Source organism: Methylobacterium sp. A49B, from assembly GCF_053346215.1.
The window spans coordinates 67,360-85,298 of the sequence record NZ_JBKFBO010000100.1 but is presented as its reverse complement, the minus strand read 5'-3'; the positions used below and the strand labels follow the sequence as shown (position 1 = coordinate 85,298).

The following is a 17,939-nucleotide window of genomic DNA, read 5'->3' as shown; positions in this document are numbered from 1 at the left end:
CGGCGCGGCGATATGGCCGCGCCATGCCCGACCTCCTGCTCGAACTCCGCTCGGAAGAGATCCCCGCCCGCATGCAGCGGCGCGCCGCGGAGGATCTGAAGAAGCTCGTCACCGACGCCCTGGTGGCGCGCGGCTTCCTGTACGAGGGCGCCAAGGCGTTCTCCACGCCGCGCCGGCTGGCGCTTCAGATCGCAGGCCTCCCCGCCCGGGGCGAGGCGGTGCGCGAGGAGCGCCGCGGGCCACGGGTCGGCGCCCCCGAGGCGGCCGTCCAGGGCTTCCTGAAGGGCGCGGGGCTGACCAGCCTGGATCAGGCCACGACCGTCACCGACCCGAAGAAGGGCGCGTTCTACCTCGCGGTGATCGAGCGCCCCGGCCGCGAGACGCTGGACGTCCTGGCCGAACTCCTGCCCGAGATCATCCGGACCTTCCCCTGGCCGAAATCCATGCGCTGGGGCGCGGCCTCGGCCGAGCCTGGATCCCTCCGCTGGGTGCGCCCGCTGCAATCGATCGTCGCCACCTTCGGGCCGGAGACCGAAACGCCCGAGGTGGTGCCGTTCTCGGTCGGCGGGATCGCGGCCGGCACCACGACCTACGGCCACCGCTTCCTCGCCCCCGAGGCGATCGAGGTGCGCCGGTTCGACGACTACATCCAGGCCCTGGAGCGGGCGAAGGTCATCCTCGACGCCGACCGGCGCAAGGACGTGATCCTGCACGACGCCCGCGACCTCGCCTTCGCCCAGAACCTCGACCTCGTGGAGGATGAGGGCCTGCTGGAGGAGGTGGCCGGCCTCGTCGAATGGCCGGTGGTGCTGATGGGCTCGTTCGACGCGAGCTTCCTCGACATCCCCGCCGAGGCGATCCGGGCGACGATCCGGGCGAACCAGAAGTGCTTCGTGCTGCGGACATCCGGCTCGGAGGATCTGGCCCCCGCCTTCATCCTGGTCTCGAACCTCGTGGCCTCGGACGGCGGGCAGGCGATCACCGCCGGCAACGAGCGGGTGGTCCGGGCGCGCCTGTCGGACGCGAAGTTCTTCTGGGAGACCGACAAGGCGACCCGCCTGGAGGATCGGCTCCCGAAGCTCGACAGCATCGTGTTCCACGAGAAGCTCGGGACGCAGGGTGAGCGGATCGCCCGCATCGCCGCACTGGCGAAGGACCTCGCGCCGTTGGTGGGCGCAGATCCGACCCTGACCGAGCGCGCCGCGCGCCTTGCCAAGGCCGATCTCGTCACCGAGATGGTCGGCGAGTTCCCCGAGCTGCAGGGCCTGATGGGGCGCAAGTACGCGGCGCTTCAGGGCGAGCACGCAAGCGTCTGCGCGGCCATCGAGGAGCATTACAAGCCGCTGGGGCCCTCCGACCGGGTTCCGAGCGATCCCGTATCGATCGCGGTGGCGCTCGCCGACAAGCTCGACACCCTGGTGGGGTTCTGGGCCATCGACGAGAAGCCCACGGGGAGCAAGGACCCGTTCGCCCTGCGGCGGGCAGCCCTGGGCGTGATCCGGTATGTCCTTAGCGGACTCCGTCTCAAGCTCGTTGGTATTGTCGACGCTCACCTCGCGCCAGTTTCGCAAGCAATCATCGCGACCGAGGTCGCACGAGCACCTTCTGGAGGACATGCCTTAGGAGCAGGACGCAGTCTCATCGACTGGGGGGGCGGGAAAGCTGACGTCAAAAGTGTTGACCTTCTCGCTTTCTTCGCCGACCGCCTGAAGGTTTACCTCCGCGACCAGGGTGCCCGTCACGACCTGATCGACGCCGTCTTCGCCCTCCCCGGCCAGGACGACCTGCTGATGGTGGTCCGCCGCGTCGAGGCGCTCGGAAAATTCCTCGACACCGAGGACGGGAAGAACCTGCTCGCGGGCTACAAGCGCGCGGCCAACATCCTGCGCATCGAGGAGAAGAAGGACGGCCGCGCCTACGACGCCGCGCCCGATGCCGCCCTCGCCGCCGCGGGCGAGCCGGCCGAGCGGGCGCTGGCCGAGGCCCTGGCCAGGGCGCGGGAGACCGCCTCGGCCGCCATCGCCCGGGAGGATTTTTCCGCCGCCATGCAGGCGCTCTCGACGCTGCGCGCGCCGGTGGACGCGTTCTTCCAGGACGTGACCGTCAACGCCCCCGACCCGAAGCTCCGCGAGAACCGCCTGCTACTCCTCAACGCGCTGCGCGCCGCGACCCGGGAGGTGGCGGAGTTCTCGAAGATCGAGGGTTGATACGGTCTCCGGGTGGTCGCTTCGGTCGGTGCAGCCCGCTCCGTCATCGCGAGCGGAGCGAAGCGGTCCAGGGTCGCGCGGCATCGGTCAGCTCTGGCGCGACACGGCCTTGCGTCTTTCGCGAGGACGGCGGCACCGACGTGATCAGCCGGAATCGGTATGAGACGCGCCTCGCCCACCCGATCGGTGTATGAGGCCGGCGGCGACCGGTCCGCCGGCCGGAACGGCTCAGCTCGAACGAAGATCCTCCCGATGCGCGCGCGACTCCTCGCCTGCCTGCCGCTCGCCTTCTTCGCCGGCCCGGCCACGGCGCAGGAGGGGCCGGTCCTCCAGACCCTGGACTACGCCAACACGCGCTATTCGACCCTCGACCAGATCGACGCCGGCAATGTCGGGCGCCTGAAGGTCGCCTGGACCTTCTCCACCGGCGTCCTGCGCGGCCACGAGGGCGCGCCGATCGTGGTCGGGCACGTGATGGTCGTGCACACGCCGTTTCCCAACGTGGTCTACGCCCTCGACCTCGACCGGGGCGGAAAGATCCTGTGGCGCTACGTCCCGCGGCAGGAGGCGGGGGTCATCGCCGTGATGTGCTGCGACACGGTCTCGCGCGGACTGGCCTACGCGGAGGGGCGGCTGTTCCTGCAGCAGGCCGACACCACCGTGGTGGCCCTCGATCCGGAGACCGGGCGGGTGCTGTGGTCGGTGAAGAACGGTGATCCGGGCCGGGGCGAGACCAACACCGCCACGGTCCTGCCGGTCCACGGCAAGCTCATCGTCGGGCTGGCGGGGGGCGAGTACGGGGCGCGCTGCCACGTCACCGCCTACGACCAGGCGACGGGCCGGCGTCTCTGGCGCGCCTACGCCACCGGTCCCGATGCCGACATGCTGGTCGATCCGGCGGCGACGACCGAGCTCGGGCACCCGATCGGCAAGGATTCCTCCCTGACGAGCTGGGAGGGTGACCAGTGGCAGACCGGCGGCGCCTGCAGCTGGGGCTGGTTTTCCTACGATCCGGACCTGAACCTCGTCTATTACGGCACCGGCAATCCCTCGACCTGGAACCCGAACCAGCGCCCGGGCGACAACCGGTGGGCCCAGGCGATCATCGCCCGCGACGCCGATACGGGCATCGCCCGCTGGGTCTACCAGATGACCCCCCACGACCAGTGGGACTACGACGGCGTCAACGAGATGATCCTGACCGAGCAGGTGATCGGCGGGCGCCCCCGCAAGGTGCTGACGCATTTCGACCGCAACGGCTTCGGCTACACGCTGGACCGGGCCACGGGCGAGTTGCTGGTGGCGGAGAAGTTCGATCCCACGGTGAACTGGGCCAGCCGGGTCGAGATGGATCCCGCCGCGCCGGGCTATGGCCGGCCGGTGATCGACAAGCGCTACGCCCCCGGCGAGGCCGACGAGGACGAGACCACGAAGAACATCTGCCCCGGAGCGCTGGGCGCCAAGAACCAGCAGCCGGCGGCCTACTCGGCCAGTACGCGGCTGTTCTACGTGCCGACCAACCACATGTGCATGGATTACGAGGCGTTCCGGGTCACCTACACGCCCGGCCAGCCCTATGTCGGCGCGACGCTGACCCTGCACCCGCCGGAGGGCACCGACCGGACCGGGGCGTTCATCGCCTGGGACGGGGCGAAGGGCCGGATCGCCTGGACGATCCCCGAGCCGTTCTCGGTCTGGTCGGGGGCGCTCGCCACGGCTGGCGACGTGGTCTTCTACGGCACTCTGGAAGGCTACCTGAAGGCGGTCGATGCCCGGGACGGGCACGAACTCTACCGGTTCAAGACGCCGTCCGGCATCGTCGGCAATGTCACCACCTACCGGCACGACGGGAAGCAGTACGTGGCGGTGCTGTCCGGGGTCGGCGGCTGGGCCGGGATCGGTCTCGCGGCCGGACTGACCGACCCGGCCGACGGATCGGGGGCGGTGGGCGGCTACGCGGCCCTGTCGCAGTACACGGCGCCGGGCGGGCAGCTCACGGTGTTCGAACTGCCGGATCCGGTGCCGCCGGCCGCGCACTGACGAAGTCCACGAAGGCGCGCAGGGGGGCCGGTACAAGGCGCCGGCCCGGGTAGTACAGGAAGGGGCCGGAGAAGACCTGCCACCAGGGCTCCAGCACCGGTTCCAGGGCGCCGCTGTCGAGGAGCGGACGCAGCCAGTCCTCGAACAGGTGGATGATCCCCGTTCCGGCGACCGCCGCCGCCACCGCGAGGTCGCTGGCGCCGACGCGCACGATCAGCGGCCCGGACGGATCCACCCTGACGACCGCGCCGTCGCGCTCGAATTCCCAGGGCGCCGTCAGGGCTCCGCTGGGAAACCGGCCGAGCAGGCAGGCATGGTCCAGGAGGTCCCGCGGATGGTCCGGGCGCCCGCACCGGTCGAGATAGGCCGGGGACGCCGCGGTGGCGAAGCGCTGCCGCCGCGGGCCGATCGGCACGGCGATCATGTCCTGCTCCAGCCGCTCGTCGTAGCGGATGCCGGCGTCGCAGCCCGCCGCCAGCACGTCCACGAACCCGTCCTCGACCACCACCTCCAGGCGGATCTCGGGATACGCCGCCAGGAAGGACGGCACGAGCGCCGGCAGCACCAGTCGGGCGGCGCTCAGCGGCACGTTGAGCCGCAGCGTCCCGGCCGGCCGGTCGCGGAACCCGTTCACCACGTCGAGGGCGGATTCCACCTCGGCGAGGGCCGGGCCGAGCCGTTCGAGTAGGCGGGCGCCGGCCTCGGTCGGCGCGACGCTGCGGGTGGTGCGGTTCAGGAGGCGCACGCCCAGGCCCGCCTCCAGCCGGCGCACCGCCTCACTGAGGCTCGACGCGCTCCCGCCGCAAGCCCGGGCGCCATCGCGAAAGCCGCCGGCCCGCGCCACGGTCACGAAGGCGGCAAGGTCCGTGAGATCCTGGGTCATCGTTCGAGAATCCGCACAGGCCGTGCCGATTGTCACGGCTTATCGGCCTGAACGCGGCGATCTACATCCGGCGCGCCAACAGGAGATTCGCCATGACCGATCTTGTGCAGGCCGGGACCTTCCAACTCGGCGATCGCCGGGTGAAGCGGCTCGGCTACGGGGCCATGCAGCTCGCCGGGCCCGGCGTGTTCGGGCCGCCCAAGGACCGCGCCGCCGCGGTCGCGGTTCTGCGCGCGGCCGTGGCCGCAGGCGTCGACCACATCGACACCAGCGACTTCTACGGGCCGCACGTCACAAACCAGATCATCCGCGAGGCGCTCCACCCCTACCCAGACGACCTCGTGATCGTCACCAAGGTCGGCGCCAGGCGCGGGGCCGACGCCTCGTGGAACCCGGCCTTCTCGGCCGAGGACCTCACCCAAGCGGTCCACGACAACCTGCGCAACCTCGGCGTCGACGTCCTCGACGTAGTCAACCTGCGCTTGATGTTCGACGTCCACGGCCCCGCGGAAGGGTCGATCGAGGCGCCGTTGACGGTGCTGGCGGATCTCCAGCGCCAGGGGCTGATCCGCCGGATCGGCCTGAGCAACGCGACGCCGCGGCAGGTCGCGGACGGGCGCCGAATCACCGACATCGTCTGCGTGCAGAACCAGTACAACCTCGCGCACCGGGGCGACGACGCCTTCATCGACGACCTCGCAGCCGCCGGCATCGCCTACGTGCCGTTCTTCCCGCTGGGCGGGTTCAGCCCGCTCCAGTCGGGCACCCTGTCGGAGGTGGCGGCCGGGCTCGGCGCGACGCTGATGCAGGTGGCGCTGGCGTGGCTGCTGCGCCGGTCGCCCAACATCCTGCTGATCCCGGGGACGTCCTCCCTCGGCCACCTGCGCGAGAACCTCGCGGCGGCCGCGCTCAGCTTGCCGGCGGAGTCGGTGGCGTCGCTGGATCGGATCGGGGCGGCGTGAACGGTTTTCGTTCGGACGCTTCGATTGCGGTCTCCCTCACCGTCATCACGAGCGTAGCGAAGTGACCCAGGGCAGCGCGACGACGGTCGGCGTCGCGCTGTCTGGATTGCTTCGCTCCGCTCGCAAGGACGGCGGTGCCGAAAGGAGCGGCCCGACGCCTACTTCGCCGTCATGCCCGCCACCATCGGGCAGCCGCCCTCGCTCATCGGGCGGAACGCCTGCTCGGCGGGGATCGTCTCCAGCACCTTGTAGAGGTCCCACTCGCCCTTCGACTCGGACGGCGCCTTGGCCTCGAACAGGTACATCGGGTGGATCTTGCGCCCGTCCGGCCGGATCGTGCCCTTCCCGAACAGGGGGTCGTCGGTGGGCATTTCCTTCATCTTGGCGACCACGGCGGCGCCGTCCTTGGCCGAGTGGAGGGCCGCCACCGCCTTCAGGTAGTGCAGCGTGCTGGCGTAGACGCCCGCTTGGTAGGAGGTCGGCTTCTTGCCGGGCATGCGCTTCTCGAAGCGCTCCGCGAAGGCGCGGGTGCCGTCGTTGAGGTCCCAGTAGAAGGAGGCGGTGAAGTCGAGCCCCTGCGCCACCTCCAGGCCCAGCGAGTGGATGTCGGTGATGGCGATCAGCAGGGCCGCAAGCGACTGGCCGCCCTGGCGGATGCCGAACTCGTGCGCCTGCTTGATGGCGTTGGCGGCGTCTAGGCCGGCATCGGCGAGCCCGATGACCTGTGCGCCGGAGGCCTGGGCCTGGAGGAGGAACGACGAGAAGTCCGGGTTCGGGAACGGCGTGCGCACGCCGCCGACGACCTTGCCGCCGTTCTTCTCCACCACCGCCTTGGTGTCGCGCTCCAACGCGAGGCCGAAGGCGTAGTCGGCGGTGATGAAGTACCACGTCTTGCCGCCGCGCTTGAGCATCGCCTTGCCGGTACCGTTGGCGAGCGCCGCGGTGTCGTAGGTCCAGTGCACGGTGTTGGGGGTACAGGCCGGGCCGGTGAGGTCGGCGGTGCCGCCACCCGAGTTGATGAAGGCCTTGTTCTTCTCCTTGGTGATCTGCGCGATGGCGAGCGCCACCGAGGAGGTCGGCACATCGAACACCGCGTCGACGCCGTCGCGGTCGTACCATTGCCGGGTGATCGAGGCGCCGACATCGGGCTTGTTCTGGTGGTCGGCGGCGACGACCTCGACCTTCAGCCCGTGCTCCTCGGGCTTGAAGTCCTCGACCGCCATGCGGGCGGCGACCACCGAGCCCTCGCCGGTGGAGTCGAAGTAGACGCCGGAGCGGTCGTTGAGCACGCCGATCTTCACCGGCACGAGGTCGGCCGCGAGCGCCGCGCCGGCACCGAGCGCGCACAAGCTCCCGAGCAGCGCCGCGGCGCGGTGGCGGAGCGTCATGTCTCTCTCCCTGTCGTATCCACCCGGCGGCGTTGATCGCCGCTCGCGGTCTGCGCAGACAGAGTATCCGCGGGCGTTAGCGGCTGATACCGGCGCGGGTGAGGATGCCGCTAATCCGTAAGCGCTATGGCCCCTCCCTCCCCCCGCAGAGCTACGATGTTCACACATCGCTGGCCGGGGCGCGCTCTCCTCCCCCTTGCGGGGAGGAGTTAGAGGTGGGGGTAGCTCAGGATCGAGCCCGGCGGTCCCTTCTGCACCACCCCCACCCCTGGCCCTCCCCACAAGGGGGAGGGGAAACGCGGGTCATCACCCACGCGGCGCCAATCCAAACATCGCCCGCGCCTGATCGGGCGTCGCCGGCTCCCGGTCAATGTGGGCCAGCAGGCTCACCGCCTTCTCCACCAGGGCGGCGTTGCTCGGCGACAGCGTGCCGCGGGACAGGTACAGGTTGTCCTCGAGGCCGACGCGGACGTTGCCGCCCATGCCGGCCGCCACCGCGAGGATCGGGAACTCCGCCCGGCCGATGCCGAAGGCCGACCAGATCGCGTCCTCCGGCAGCCGCGCCCGCATCGCCACCAGCGCCTCCGGGGTCGCCGGGGCGCCCCATGGGATGCCGAGGCAGATCTGGAACAGGGGCGGGCGCGCCAGATGTCCGTCCGCGATCAGGTGCCGGGCCAGCTCGATCTGGCCGAGGTCGAACACCTCGATCTCGGGCTTCACGCCCGCGTCGCGGATGTGGCCCGCCATCGCCCGCAGGTGGCCGGGGGTGTTGAGGAACAGGTGCTCGCCGAAGTTCATCGTGGCGACATCGAGGGTGCAGATCTCAGGCCGCAGCGCCGACACGTGCCGGGTGCGGACCTCCGGGCTCACGAAGGTCGTGCCCGGGCCGGCGACCGCCGGGTCGGGCTCGCCCGGCACGAACCGGCCGCCCGCCCCCGTGGTCAGGTTGAGGATCACGGCGTCGTTCCGCTCGCGGATCCGTTCCACCACCTCGCGATAATGGGCGAGTTCCATGCTCGGCGCGGCAGTCTCGGGATCGCGGACGTGGATGTGCACCACGGCGGCCCCGGCGGCGGCGGCCTCGAGCGCCGACTCGGCGATCGCCTTCGGGCTCACCGGCACGGCCGGGTTCTTCCGGGGCGTGTCGAAGGAGCCCGTGAGGGCGCAGGTGATGACCGTGATGCTCGACATCCGTGTGCTCTCCAAGCGTCAGATCGCCCCGCCGTCGACCGTGATCGTCTCACCGGTGATGTAGGCCGCGCCCGCGGCCAGGAAGAAGATCGTCTCGGCGATGTCCTCCGGGCGGGCCATGCGGCCGAGCATGGTGCGCCCCACGGTCGAGGCCTTGCGCTCCTCCGACCAGGGTTCGGTCCAGGGCGTGGCGACGAGGCCCGGCGCCACCGCGTTGACGCGCACGTCCGGCGCCAGAGCCCGGGCGAGGCTGCGGGTCAGATTGATCAGCCCAGCCTTGCTGGCCGAGTAGGCCACCGAGGAGCCCCGCCGCCCGAGACCCGCCACCGAGGCGGTGTTGACGATGGCGCCGTGGCTCGCCTTGAGCGTCGCGGCCGCCGCCCGGGCGCAGCGGAACGGCCCGAGCAGGTTCGTCGCCAGGATCGTGGCCCAGAAGTCCTCGGTCATCGCGTCGAGGTCCTCGAACGCGATGGGTGTGGTCGTGCCCGACGTCCCGGCATTGTTGACGAGGACATCGAGGCCACCGAGCCGGTCGATGCCGGCCGCCACCATCGCCTCGGCCTCGGTCGGCACGGACACGTCGCCGGCCAGCGCCACGACCGACAGCCCTTCCCCGGTAAGCCGTGCGGCCTCCGCGGGGCCGCGGGGATCGTCGGGCAGGTGGTTCAGCGCCACGGCGGCGCCGTTGCGGGCGAAGATCTCGACCGTCGCCAGCCCGATGCCCGACGAGGCTCCGGTGACGAGGACGCGCCGTCCCGACAGATCCGCCCCGATCATGTTCCCTCCATCCGGCCGATCCCGGCCATCGCCGCCTTGAGCGCCAGGAGCTTGCGGTCGCGCTCGCGGAACAGGTCCGCCGGCGCCCGTCCGCCCCAGTCGAAATAGCCTTGGCCAGCCATCACCCCGGTCCGGCCCGCGGCGCAGAGGGCGTCGAGGGTCTCGGAGCGGGTGCGCGGGGGCGGCGGCTCGTAGCTGCCGTTGGCGAGCGCCCGCTGCGTCAGCTCCAGGCCGGTGAAATCGGCCTTGGCGAGGTGGCCGAGGATCGGGATGCGCAGGGCGAGCCCATGGATGATCGCGTCGTCGATGTCCTTCGGGTCGGCCACGCCCTCGTCGAGGAGCCGGAACACCTCGGCGCTGATCGCCTGCTGGATGCGGTTGGCGATGTAGCCGGGAATGAAGCGCTTCAACACGATCGGGACCTGGCCCAGGCCGCGCACGAGATCGGCCATCGCGGCGACCACCGCCGGGTCCGTGCCGGGCCCCGGCACCACGTCGACGAGGTCGACGATGTAGGGCGGCGTGTACCAGTGCAGGATCAGCGCCCGCGCCTGCCGCGCGTCCGGGATCAGCGGGAAGACGTCCAGGTAGCTGGTGTTGCTGGCGAGGATCGCGTCGGCCGGGCAGAGGCGGTCGAGGTCGGCGAAGAGCGCGCGCTTGGCCTCGGGGTTCTCGGTGATCGCCTCGATGACGAGGCCGGCGCCCGCCACGGCCGGTTCCAGCTCCGCCTCGACGCGGACGGCCCGCGCCAGCCGGTCGGCATCCCAGCCCTCCGGGGCGGCGCCCGCCTCCCGCAGGGTCTCCAGCGCCGAAGCCATGAGGGCCGGCACCCGCGCGCGGGTCTCGGGCGCCGTATCGGTGATGCGCACGGCGTGCCCGTGGAGCGCCAGCACCAGGGCGATGCCGTGCCCCATCAGGCCGCCGCCGACGATCGCGATCTCGGTCATGCGGTCAGCTCCTGGCCCCGGTTCGGCATCCTGTCAGATCCCCTCATCCTGAGGTGCGGCGCAGCCGCCTCGAAGGAGGGATCCACGGATCGCGCGGCCGGCTGGAAGCCTCTTTCGAGGCCTTCGCTGCGCTCCGGCGCCTCAGGATGAGGGCACGGGTGAAAAGCATTGTGCACGGCGCTCCCTCACACCGTGGCGATGGGCGTCGTCGGCGAGCCGACCGCGCCGGGCAGGCGCAGGGGCGGGGCGGTGAGCAGGAAGCGGTTCCGGCCGTGCGCCCGCAGCCAGTCGGCGAGCGGCGTCAGGTGCCACAGCTCGCCGAGATTGACCCCGAGCTTGAACAGGCAGTGCTCATGGAGCGGCAGCGTCGCGCAGCAGGCCGGTCCCGGCCCGGCCGGGTAGGCCTCCACGGCGTAGTTGTCGGCGATCAGCGCGCACAGGCCGGAGCGGGTGATCCAGTCGAGGAGGCGCGGGTCGCGCCCGTCGAGCCCGGCGCAGAGGTTGTGCACCTGCTGCGGGTCCGGATCGCCGCCCATGGCGATCAGCCGCTCGGCGAAGCCCGTGTGCAGGCAGACCATATCGCCGGGCTCGACCACGACGCCGTCGGCCTCCAGGATCCGGGCGAGCTGGTCGTAGCCGACCTTCGCCTTGGCGTCGCCGAGATGCGCGCGCAGGTCGATCATCACGGCCCGGCCCTGCATGCCGCGCTGGGCCAGGCGCTCGATCCCGAGGCGCTTCGCGCGGGACGGCTGGTCCACCGCATCCGGGGTGCTCGGCCCGACGATGTCGTGGCCGCCGCGGAACCCGTTGTAGAAGGTGGGCGCCGCGCCCCGGCCGTCCGGGTCGAACAGCGAGCCGACATGGGCGAGGGAATCCCACTGCGTCGAGTATTGCAGGTGGATCAGCGCGCGGTCGTCGCAGATCACGTCGGTGGCGCCGTCGACCTCCTCGCAGACCGGGAAGTTCATGTTCGGCCGGCCGTTGGCGCGGCGGGTCGGGGTGATCTGCGGCGGGTGGCGGCGCGGATTGAGGACGTTGCCGCCCGGCAGGTCGAGGGGCAGGCTGAGGCAGAAGGTCAGGCCCTCGCGCACCTCGGCGACGCCCTGGCGTACCTTCTCGGGGGTGAGCAGGTTGAGGCGCCCGAACTCGTCGTCGGGGCCGAAATCCCCCCAGGTCGAGCCCTCGGGACGCCGAGTCCAGCGCAGGCTCACGGTGTCGATTCCCGCGAGGGCCGGGCGCTGCGGCCCGGGATGGTCCCGGGCGCGATCGTGGTTGCGTTCCTCACCTGTCCGCGCCCTTCTGAGGAGGCTGTCGGTCCGCTTGTCGCAGATCCGCCCGGAGCCTAGGCCCGCGCCCCCGAGCCCGGAAGCCCGCGGGCGGACAGCGCGGGCTCCGTGAAACCCGCTGCGGCTTCAGTTCTTGCTGACCAGCGGCTCCGGCGCGGCGGCGGCGAGGGGGAAGGGCAGGATCACCCGAAACCAGCCCCGCGTCTCCTCGTTGTGCTGGCGATGTCCGGCCACGTTGAGGGTGTCGCGGGCGATGATCTCGCGCGTCACGACGCTCTGCAGGACGAAGCGCCCGAAATTGTAGCCCACGAGTCCGCCGGCGGCGACGGACCCGTCCCGCTGGAACCGGGAGAACAGGCGATCACGGCGATTCACCGGCAGGTCCGTGTAGCCGTACGCCACGGCGCCGATCTCGAAGGCGCCGAACTTCTTGGTCGCGGTGAGGTCGAGGTTGATCTGGTCGGCCGCCGGGATCGGTCCGATCGCCGCCCCGACCGCGCCGCCGAACCGGCCATGCGCGTCGAACGGACGGTTGTAGGTGAGGATCGCCGAGAGGTTCAGGCTGCCGTCGCCCACATAGGTGGCGGCGACGCGCTGGGTCAGGGTCGCCGATGCGGATTGCGTGAGCAGCGGCGTGCCCCGCACTCCCAATCCCAGCGAGCCCCGGTCGCCGTAGGGGAGGTATGCGCCCGCGATGTACGACACGCCGAAGCCGCCGCCGAGATTCCAGGCGAAGATATTGCCCAGGAACGGGGTGTAGAAGGTGCTGATCTCCTTGTTGGGGATCGGCGCCGGGAAGTGGGTGTTGATGAACACCGACGGGAACGCCACCACCGGCTCGATCTGCGCCCCGAAGATCTTGAGCGGCGACGAGTAAATCACGAACGGGATGTTGACGCCGACCTCGGCGGCGTCGCGCCGGCCGGCCCGCCCCCAGCTGAACGTATCGAAGGCGTAGAAGCCCTCTGGCAGCGGCAAGCCCGGTGCAAGGCCCACCTGTTCTCCTGGCTGGGTGACGGCGGCGGCGCGGGCCTGGCCCATCGCGCCCAGCAGCAGGGCGCCCGCCGTCAGAGCCGCGGTGGTGAAACGTGTGTGCATGGCGTCCCCCGATCCGATGCCGCTCGGCGCACCTGCGTCCGGGCTCGGTCGGGAGGGGAGGCGACACCATCGCGCTGGGCCGAAGCTGGACTCCGGCGGACCGACGCGTGCGGCACGCGGCGACGGGCATGCGGCGCCGCGGGAATCGAAGTGCGTGTTGCCGAGGTGCAACGTTTCGGGCGCGGCCCTGCACCGCCAACGACTGGCCGGAAACGTCACCCACCCCGCGCCGCCAGCCCCTTGTGATCCGGCAGGCGCCGGATAGAGTCGTCGCCAAGCCTGCGAATAAAGAATGCGGGCAGGGTGAGAGGAAACGCCGATGTCCAAGACCGCGCGCGCCGTCGCCAAGCGCGTTCAAATTCGGCGCGTTCAAATTCGGCGCGTCCAGATCAGGCGCATGCTGCCCGCGCTCCTCGCGGCGGGCTCGATGCTGGCCGGGCCCGCGCGGGCGGCCGACCCGATCAAGATCGGCGTGATCGCCGAGGCGCAGTCGGTCGCCGGAGCCTCGATCCCGCAGGCGGTGCAGCTCGCCGCCGACGAGATCAACGCGAAGGGCGGCATCGACGGGCGCCAGATCCAGGTCGTCACCTACGACGACAAGTCCTCCGCCTCCGACGCGGTGCGCGCCTTCCAGCGGGCTGTCTCGGAGGACAAGGTCAACTTCGTCATCGCCAGCTACATCTCGGAGGTCGTGCTCGCGCTGATGCCTTGGGCCGCCCGGCTCAAGACGCCGATGATCACGCCCGGCGCCGCCTCCAACGAGATCAGCGTCGCGGTCCACAAGGACTACGCGCGCAACAAGTACACTTTCCACGGCTACCTGACCTCGCACGCCCTGGCGCAGGCGGTCTGCGACTCGGCCAAGGAGGTGCTGGTCGAGAAGCTCAAGGCCAAGACCGCCGCGATCATGAGCGAGGACGCGGCCTGGACCCGGCCGCTGGACGCCGCGTACCAGGAGTGCCTGCCGAAATCCGGGCTGAAGGTGGTGGAGCATGTCCGCTTCTCGCCGGACACGGGCGACTTCACGCCGATCTACAACAAGATCGAGGCGGCCAAGCCCGACCTGATCGTCACCGGCATCGCCCATGTCGGCGTTCAGCCGACCGTGCAGTGGCAGAACCAGCAGGTTCCGATCGCCATGACGGGGATCAGCGGCCAGGCCACCTCCTCGACCTTCTGGGCCAACACCAACGGCGGCACGCAGGGCGTGCTGTTCGACAGCGTGGCGCTGCCGGGCGTGGCCCTCACCGAGAAGACGATCCCGTTCTCGGAGGCCTTCACCAAGCGCTTCGGCGGGGCGCCCTCCTACGCGGGCTTCATGGCCTACGACGCCGTTTACTACACCGCGGAGGCGATCAAGCGGGCGGGCTCCACGGAGGCCGACAAGCTCGTCGACGCCCTGGAGAAGACCGACTACGTCGGCACGGTCGGGCACCTCAAGTTCTACGGCAAGGACGATCAATTCACCCACTCGATCCAGTACGGGCCCGGCCTGATGACCAGCGTCCTCGGGCAGTGGCAGAACGGCAAGCAGGTGGCGATCTGGCCGGCCGCGACCGCCAACGGGGCCATGATCCTGCCCCCCGCGGTGAAGGCGGCGGTCCAGTAGCCGGGCGGGGAGAGCGCGGTGATCGGCCTCCAGATCCTCGTCGACGGTTTCGCGATCTCGGCCCTCTACGCGCTCGGCGCGATGGGCTTCACCCTGATCTTCGGGGTCTCGGGCGTCCTCAACCTGACCCACGGCGCCCTGATGGTCATGGCCGCGGTGGCCGCCTGGGCGGCCTCGGCGCTGTTCGGGCTCGGCTCCTACGCGGGCGCGGCGATCGGCGTCCTGTGCGGGCTCGCCGGCGCCCTCGTCACCTACTTCGCGGTGGTCGCGCCGATCGAGCGCAGCCGCGCCATTCCGCGGGAAGAGAAAGAGATCTTCGTGCTCACCGGGACGCTGCTCTGGGGGATCATGATCCAGGAGCTGGTGGCCTACTTCTTCACCGACAACCCGAAGACCGTGCTGCCGATCGTGGAGGGCGTGGTCGAGATCGCCGGCGTGCGCACGCCGAAGAACGAGTGGTTCACCGCGGTGATCTGCTGGGTGGTGATCGGCCTGCTCTGGCTGTTCGTGAACCGGGCGCGGGCCGGCAAGGTCCTGCTCGCCGCCTCCATGAACCCGCGCGGCGTGACGCTCCTCGGCCACGACATGGGCAAGATCTACGTGGCGGTCTGGGCGATCTACGGCCTGCTCGCCGGCATCGCCGGGGTGCTGCTCGGGATGTTTCTGGGGGTATCCTCGTATTCGGTGGGGCCCCTCACCGCGAGCGCCTTCTCGATCGTGGTGCTGGGCGGCTTGGGCAGCGTCACCGGCTCGCTGATCGCCGCCTACGTGGTGGGGTATCTGGAGACCGCCACCGCCTACCTGATCTCCCCGGCCTACCGGGTGATCCCGGCGCTGCTGCTGCTGGTCGCCGTCATGTACCTGCGCCCGCAGGGCCTGCTGGGGCGGCGGTGATGGTTGTCTTTACACTTCGGGTCTCCAACCCGCGCCCTCATCCTGAGGTGCGGCGAAGCCGCCTCGAAGGAGACCTCCAGCCGGCCGCGCGATCCCTGGAGGCCTCCTTCGAGGCCGCTGGCGCGGTACCTCAGGATGAGGGGGGTGGACGGGAGGGAACTCCTCGCGGAACGACTCGGATCGCTGCCGTGTGCGAGGCAACCCCATGAAGCTCCTCACAACCCCCGGCTTCTGGATCGCGATCCTCGCCGTCCTGGCCGCCGCGACGCTCCCCTGGTGGGTCTCCGGCTACATCCTCGGCCTCATGACCATCGCCTATTATTTCGGCGTGTTCTCCATGGCCTGGGACCTGCTCTTCGGCTTCGCCGGCGAGGTGAATTTCGGACCGACCTTCCTGATCGGGCTCGGGGCCTACGGTGCCGGCATCCTCAACAACCGCTACGAGTTGCCGATCCCCTACTGCCTCGCAATCGGGACCGTGCTCGCCGTGGTCGGCGGCCTCGCCCTGGCGCTGCCGGCGCTGAAGGTGCGCGGGCCCTATTTCGGACTTATCACCCTGGTGGCGGTGCTGCTCCTGCAGAACATGATCGTGGTCTTCTCCGGCCTCACCGGCGGCGAGATCGGCCTGACCGTGCCCGACGTCATCTCCATCGACGCCGACACCAATTACTGGCTGGCGCTGGGCTTCATGGCTGTCTCCGGCCTGATCCTCACGGCCATCGCGCGCTCGCCCGCGGGGCTGATCCTCCAGGCCGCCGGCCAGGATCCGGTGGTGACCGGGGCGCTCGGCTTCAACGTCGCCAAGCACAAGCTCGCGGCCTTCGCGATCAGCGCCGCCTTCTCGGGCCTCGCGGGCGGGCTGGTGGTCTTCTACATGGGCACCGCCTCGGTCGGCACGCTGATCAACACGTCGGTGGGAGTGCAGGTGATCATCGCGGCGGTGCTCGGCGGAAGGCGCACCATCGTGGGCGCGGCGCTGGGCGCCGTGTTCCTGATCGCGGCGGGGGAGCTGCTGCGTCCCCTCGGCGGCCTCTCGACCTTCGTGGTCTCGGCGGTGGCGCTCCTCGTGATCCTGTTCGTGCCGTCGGGGCTGCTCGGCCTCGGATCGCTCCGGAGAGCCCGATGACCGTCGCCGTCGCGCCCCCGCCGACCGTGTCGCCCGTCCTGGCCGAGCCCTGCCTCACAGTGCGCGGCCTGACCAAGCGCTACGGCGGCCTCGTCGCCGTCAAGGAGATCGACCTCGACCTCCGCCCCGGCGAGATCCTCGGCCTGATCGGCCCGAACGGCTCGGGCAAGTCGACCGTGATGAAGCTGATCATGGGCCTGGAGCGGCCGAGCGCCGGCTCGATCCGCCTCGACGGCACGGAGATCGGCGGGATGCCGGCCCACCGGGTGGCGCGCTCCGGGATCGGCCTCGTGTTCCAGCATGCGCGGCCGCTCCAGCGGCAGACCGTGCTGGAGAATATCAGCCTCGCGCTCCTGCCCGACAGCCTGATCCGGCTGGCGGCCGACCCGCACGTGGCGCGCCGCGCGAGGGAGATCGCCGAGCGCGTCGGCCTCGGGGCCGTCGTCGACCGGCGGCCCGGCACCCTGCCCTTCGCGGATCTGCGCCGGCTGGAGCTCGCCAAGGCCATCGCCCGCGACCCCCGGGTCGTGCTGGTCGACGAGCCCTTCGCGGGCCTGACCGGGGGCGAGGTCGCGGCCTTCTCGGAGCTGATCCGCGGCTTCCGCGACGAGGGCAAGGCCGTGCTCCTCGTCGACCACAACGTGAAGAGCGTCTCGGCCCTCGTGGACCGGGTGTTCGCCATGTATCTCGGCGAGCGCATCGCGGAGGGCTCGGCCGAGTCCGTGATGGCCGACCCGACCGTGCGCCGGGTCTATCTCGGCGGCAGTATCGAGACGGCGGCCCGGCCCGAGGCGGCGTTCAAGCCCGACTCGCTGCTCACCGTCGAGGGCGTCGACGTGCTCTACGGCAAGGCGCAGGCCCTGCGCTCCGCCTCGATCCACGTCCACGAGGGCGAGTTCGTCTCGGTGGTGGGCCTGAACGGCGCCGGCAAGACCACCCTGTTCAACGCCATCTCGGGCCTCGTTCCGCATGCCGGCACGATCCGGTTCGACGGCCAGGATCTCGCGCGGATGAAGCCCGCCGCCATCGCGCGCGCCGGCATCGTGCAGGTGCCAGAGACCCGCGAGCTGTTCGGCGATCTCAGCGTGCGCGAGAACCTCGATCTCGGCGGCCAGCACTTCCCGAAGGCCGAGAGCGCCAAGCAGCGCGACTGGCTCTACGAGCTGTTCCCGATCCTCAAGGACCGCGAGGGCCAGAGCGCCCGCACCCTCTCGGGCGGCGAGCAGCAGATGCTGACCATCGCCCGGGCGCTGATGATGCGCCCGCGCCTGCTGATCCTTGACGAGCCGACGCTCGGCCTCGCGCCGGTGATCCTGGAGCTGCTGTCGAAGGCGCTGGAGAAGCTGCGGCAGACCACGCCGATCACGGTCCTGCTCGGCGAGCAGAACGTCACCTTCGCGCTGCCGCACGCCGACCGGGTCTACGTGCTGGAACAGGCCCGGATCGTCTGGGAAGGGCCGCCGCAGCGCTTCGCCAGCGAGATGGGATCGGCCTATCTGTGAGGGGCGCTTCCCCTCCCCTGGCGATCCCG

Annotated in this window: 14 protein-coding genes; 7 read left to right on the top strand and 7 right to left on the bottom strand. The window is 70.7% G+C overall.

All coding sequences use genetic code 11. The features are described 5' to 3' along the window. Positions 1 to 23 precede the first annotated feature (23 nt). Both glyS and ACLBX9_RS17175 read left to right on the top strand, forming a co-directional pair. Complete coding sequence (glyS, locus tag ACLBX9_RS17180; RefSeq protein ID WP_447719805.1) at positions 24 to 2,207, top strand: glycine--tRNA ligase subunit beta; 2,184 nt, start codon at positions 24 to 26, stop codon at positions 2,205 to 2,207. Positions 2,208 to 2,459: 252 nt separating this feature from the next. Next, positions 2,460 to 4,247, top strand: coding sequence for a methanol/ethanol family PQQ-dependent dehydrogenase (locus ACLBX9_RS17175; RefSeq protein WP_447719804.1), 1,788 nt, complete (start codon positions 2,460 to 2,462; stop codon positions 4,245 to 4,247). On the opposite strand, the gene ACLBX9_RS17170 is transcribed toward ACLBX9_RS17175, so the two are convergent. Further along, on the bottom strand, positions 4,201 to 5,130 hold the full coding sequence (locus ACLBX9_RS17170; RefSeq protein ID WP_447719803.1) for a LysR family transcriptional regulator: 930 nt from the start codon (positions 5,128 to 5,130) through the stop codon (positions 4,201 to 4,203). The two genes, ACLBX9_RS17175 and ACLBX9_RS17170, sit on opposite strands and share 47 nt — an antisense overlap. A gap of 92 nt (positions 5,131 to 5,222) precedes the next feature. Here ACLBX9_RS17170 and ACLBX9_RS17165 point away from each other — a divergent pair, with 92 nt between their 5' ends. After that, entirely contained in the window at positions 5,223 to 6,092 is an 870-nt protein-coding gene (locus ACLBX9_RS17165; RefSeq protein WP_447719802.1) for an aldo/keto reductase family oxidoreductase, read from the top strand. Positions 6,093 to 6,250: 158 nt separating this feature from the next. Here ACLBX9_RS17165 and ACLBX9_RS17160 read toward each other — a convergent pair whose 3' ends face one another. The 6 genes from ACLBX9_RS17160 to ACLBX9_RS17135 form a co-directional block, all read right to left on the bottom strand. After that, complete coding sequence (locus ACLBX9_RS17160; protein ID WP_447719801.1) at positions 6,251 to 7,480, bottom strand: ABC transporter substrate-binding protein; 1,230 nt, start codon at positions 7,478 to 7,480, stop codon at positions 6,251 to 6,253. 306 nt (positions 7,481 to 7,786) lie between these two features. Further along, entirely contained in the window at positions 7,787 to 8,671 is an 885-nt protein-coding gene (locus tag ACLBX9_RS17155; protein ID WP_447719800.1) for a 3-keto-5-aminohexanoate cleavage protein, read from the bottom strand. Positions 8,672 to 8,689: 18 nt separating this feature from the next. Beyond that, positions 8,690 to 9,448, bottom strand: coding sequence for an SDR family NAD(P)-dependent oxidoreductase (locus ACLBX9_RS17150; RefSeq protein WP_447719799.1), 759 nt, complete (start codon positions 9,446 to 9,448; stop codon positions 8,690 to 8,692). Continuing rightward, positions 9,445 to 10,395, bottom strand: a complete 951-nt coding sequence (locus ACLBX9_RS17145) for a 3-hydroxyacyl-CoA dehydrogenase family protein (protein WP_447719798.1) — start codon at positions 10,393 to 10,395, stop codon at positions 9,445 to 9,447. Before ACLBX9_RS17145 ends, ACLBX9_RS17150 begins: the two co-directional genes overlap by 4 nt. A 185-nt stretch (positions 10,396 to 10,580) precedes the next feature. Next, a complete protein-coding gene (locus ACLBX9_RS17140; RefSeq protein WP_447719797.1) occupies positions 10,581 to 11,606 on the bottom strand; it encodes a cyclase family protein in 1,026 nt (341 codons plus the stop codon). Positions 11,607 to 11,807: 201 nt separating this feature from the next. After that, a complete protein-coding gene (locus ACLBX9_RS17135) occupies positions 11,808 to 12,779 on the bottom strand; it encodes a transporter (RefSeq protein WP_447719796.1) in 972 nt (323 codons plus the stop codon). A gap of 319 nt (positions 12,780 to 13,098) precedes the next feature. On the opposite strand from ACLBX9_RS17135, the gene ACLBX9_RS17130 reads away from it, so the two are divergent. The 4 genes from ACLBX9_RS17130 to ACLBX9_RS17115 all read left to right on the top strand — a co-directional run bounded on the left by ACLBX9_RS17130 (position 13,099) and on the right by ACLBX9_RS17115 (position 17,910). Beyond that, complete coding sequence (locus tag ACLBX9_RS17130; protein ID WP_010686326.1) at positions 13,099 to 14,388, top strand: ABC transporter substrate-binding protein; 1,290 nt, start codon at positions 13,099 to 13,101, stop codon at positions 14,386 to 14,388. A gap of 18 nt (positions 14,389 to 14,406) precedes the next feature. Continuing rightward, entirely contained in the window at positions 14,407 to 15,282 is an 876-nt protein-coding gene (locus tag ACLBX9_RS17125) for a branched-chain amino acid ABC transporter permease (RefSeq protein ID WP_010686327.1), read from the top strand. 205 nt (positions 15,283 to 15,487) lie between these two features. Further along, entirely contained in the window at positions 15,488 to 16,408 is a 921-nt protein-coding gene (locus ACLBX9_RS17120; RefSeq protein ID WP_010686328.1) for a branched-chain amino acid ABC transporter permease, read from the top strand. Next, positions 16,405 to 17,910: an ATP-binding cassette domain-containing protein gene (locus ACLBX9_RS17115; RefSeq protein WP_447719795.1), complete on the top strand. Its 1,506-nt coding sequence runs from the start codon at positions 16,405 to 16,407 to the stop codon at positions 17,908 to 17,910. The genes ACLBX9_RS17120 and ACLBX9_RS17115 overlap by 4 nt, the downstream gene beginning before the upstream one ends. The last annotated feature ends 29 nt before the right edge of the window (positions 17,911 to 17,939 follow it).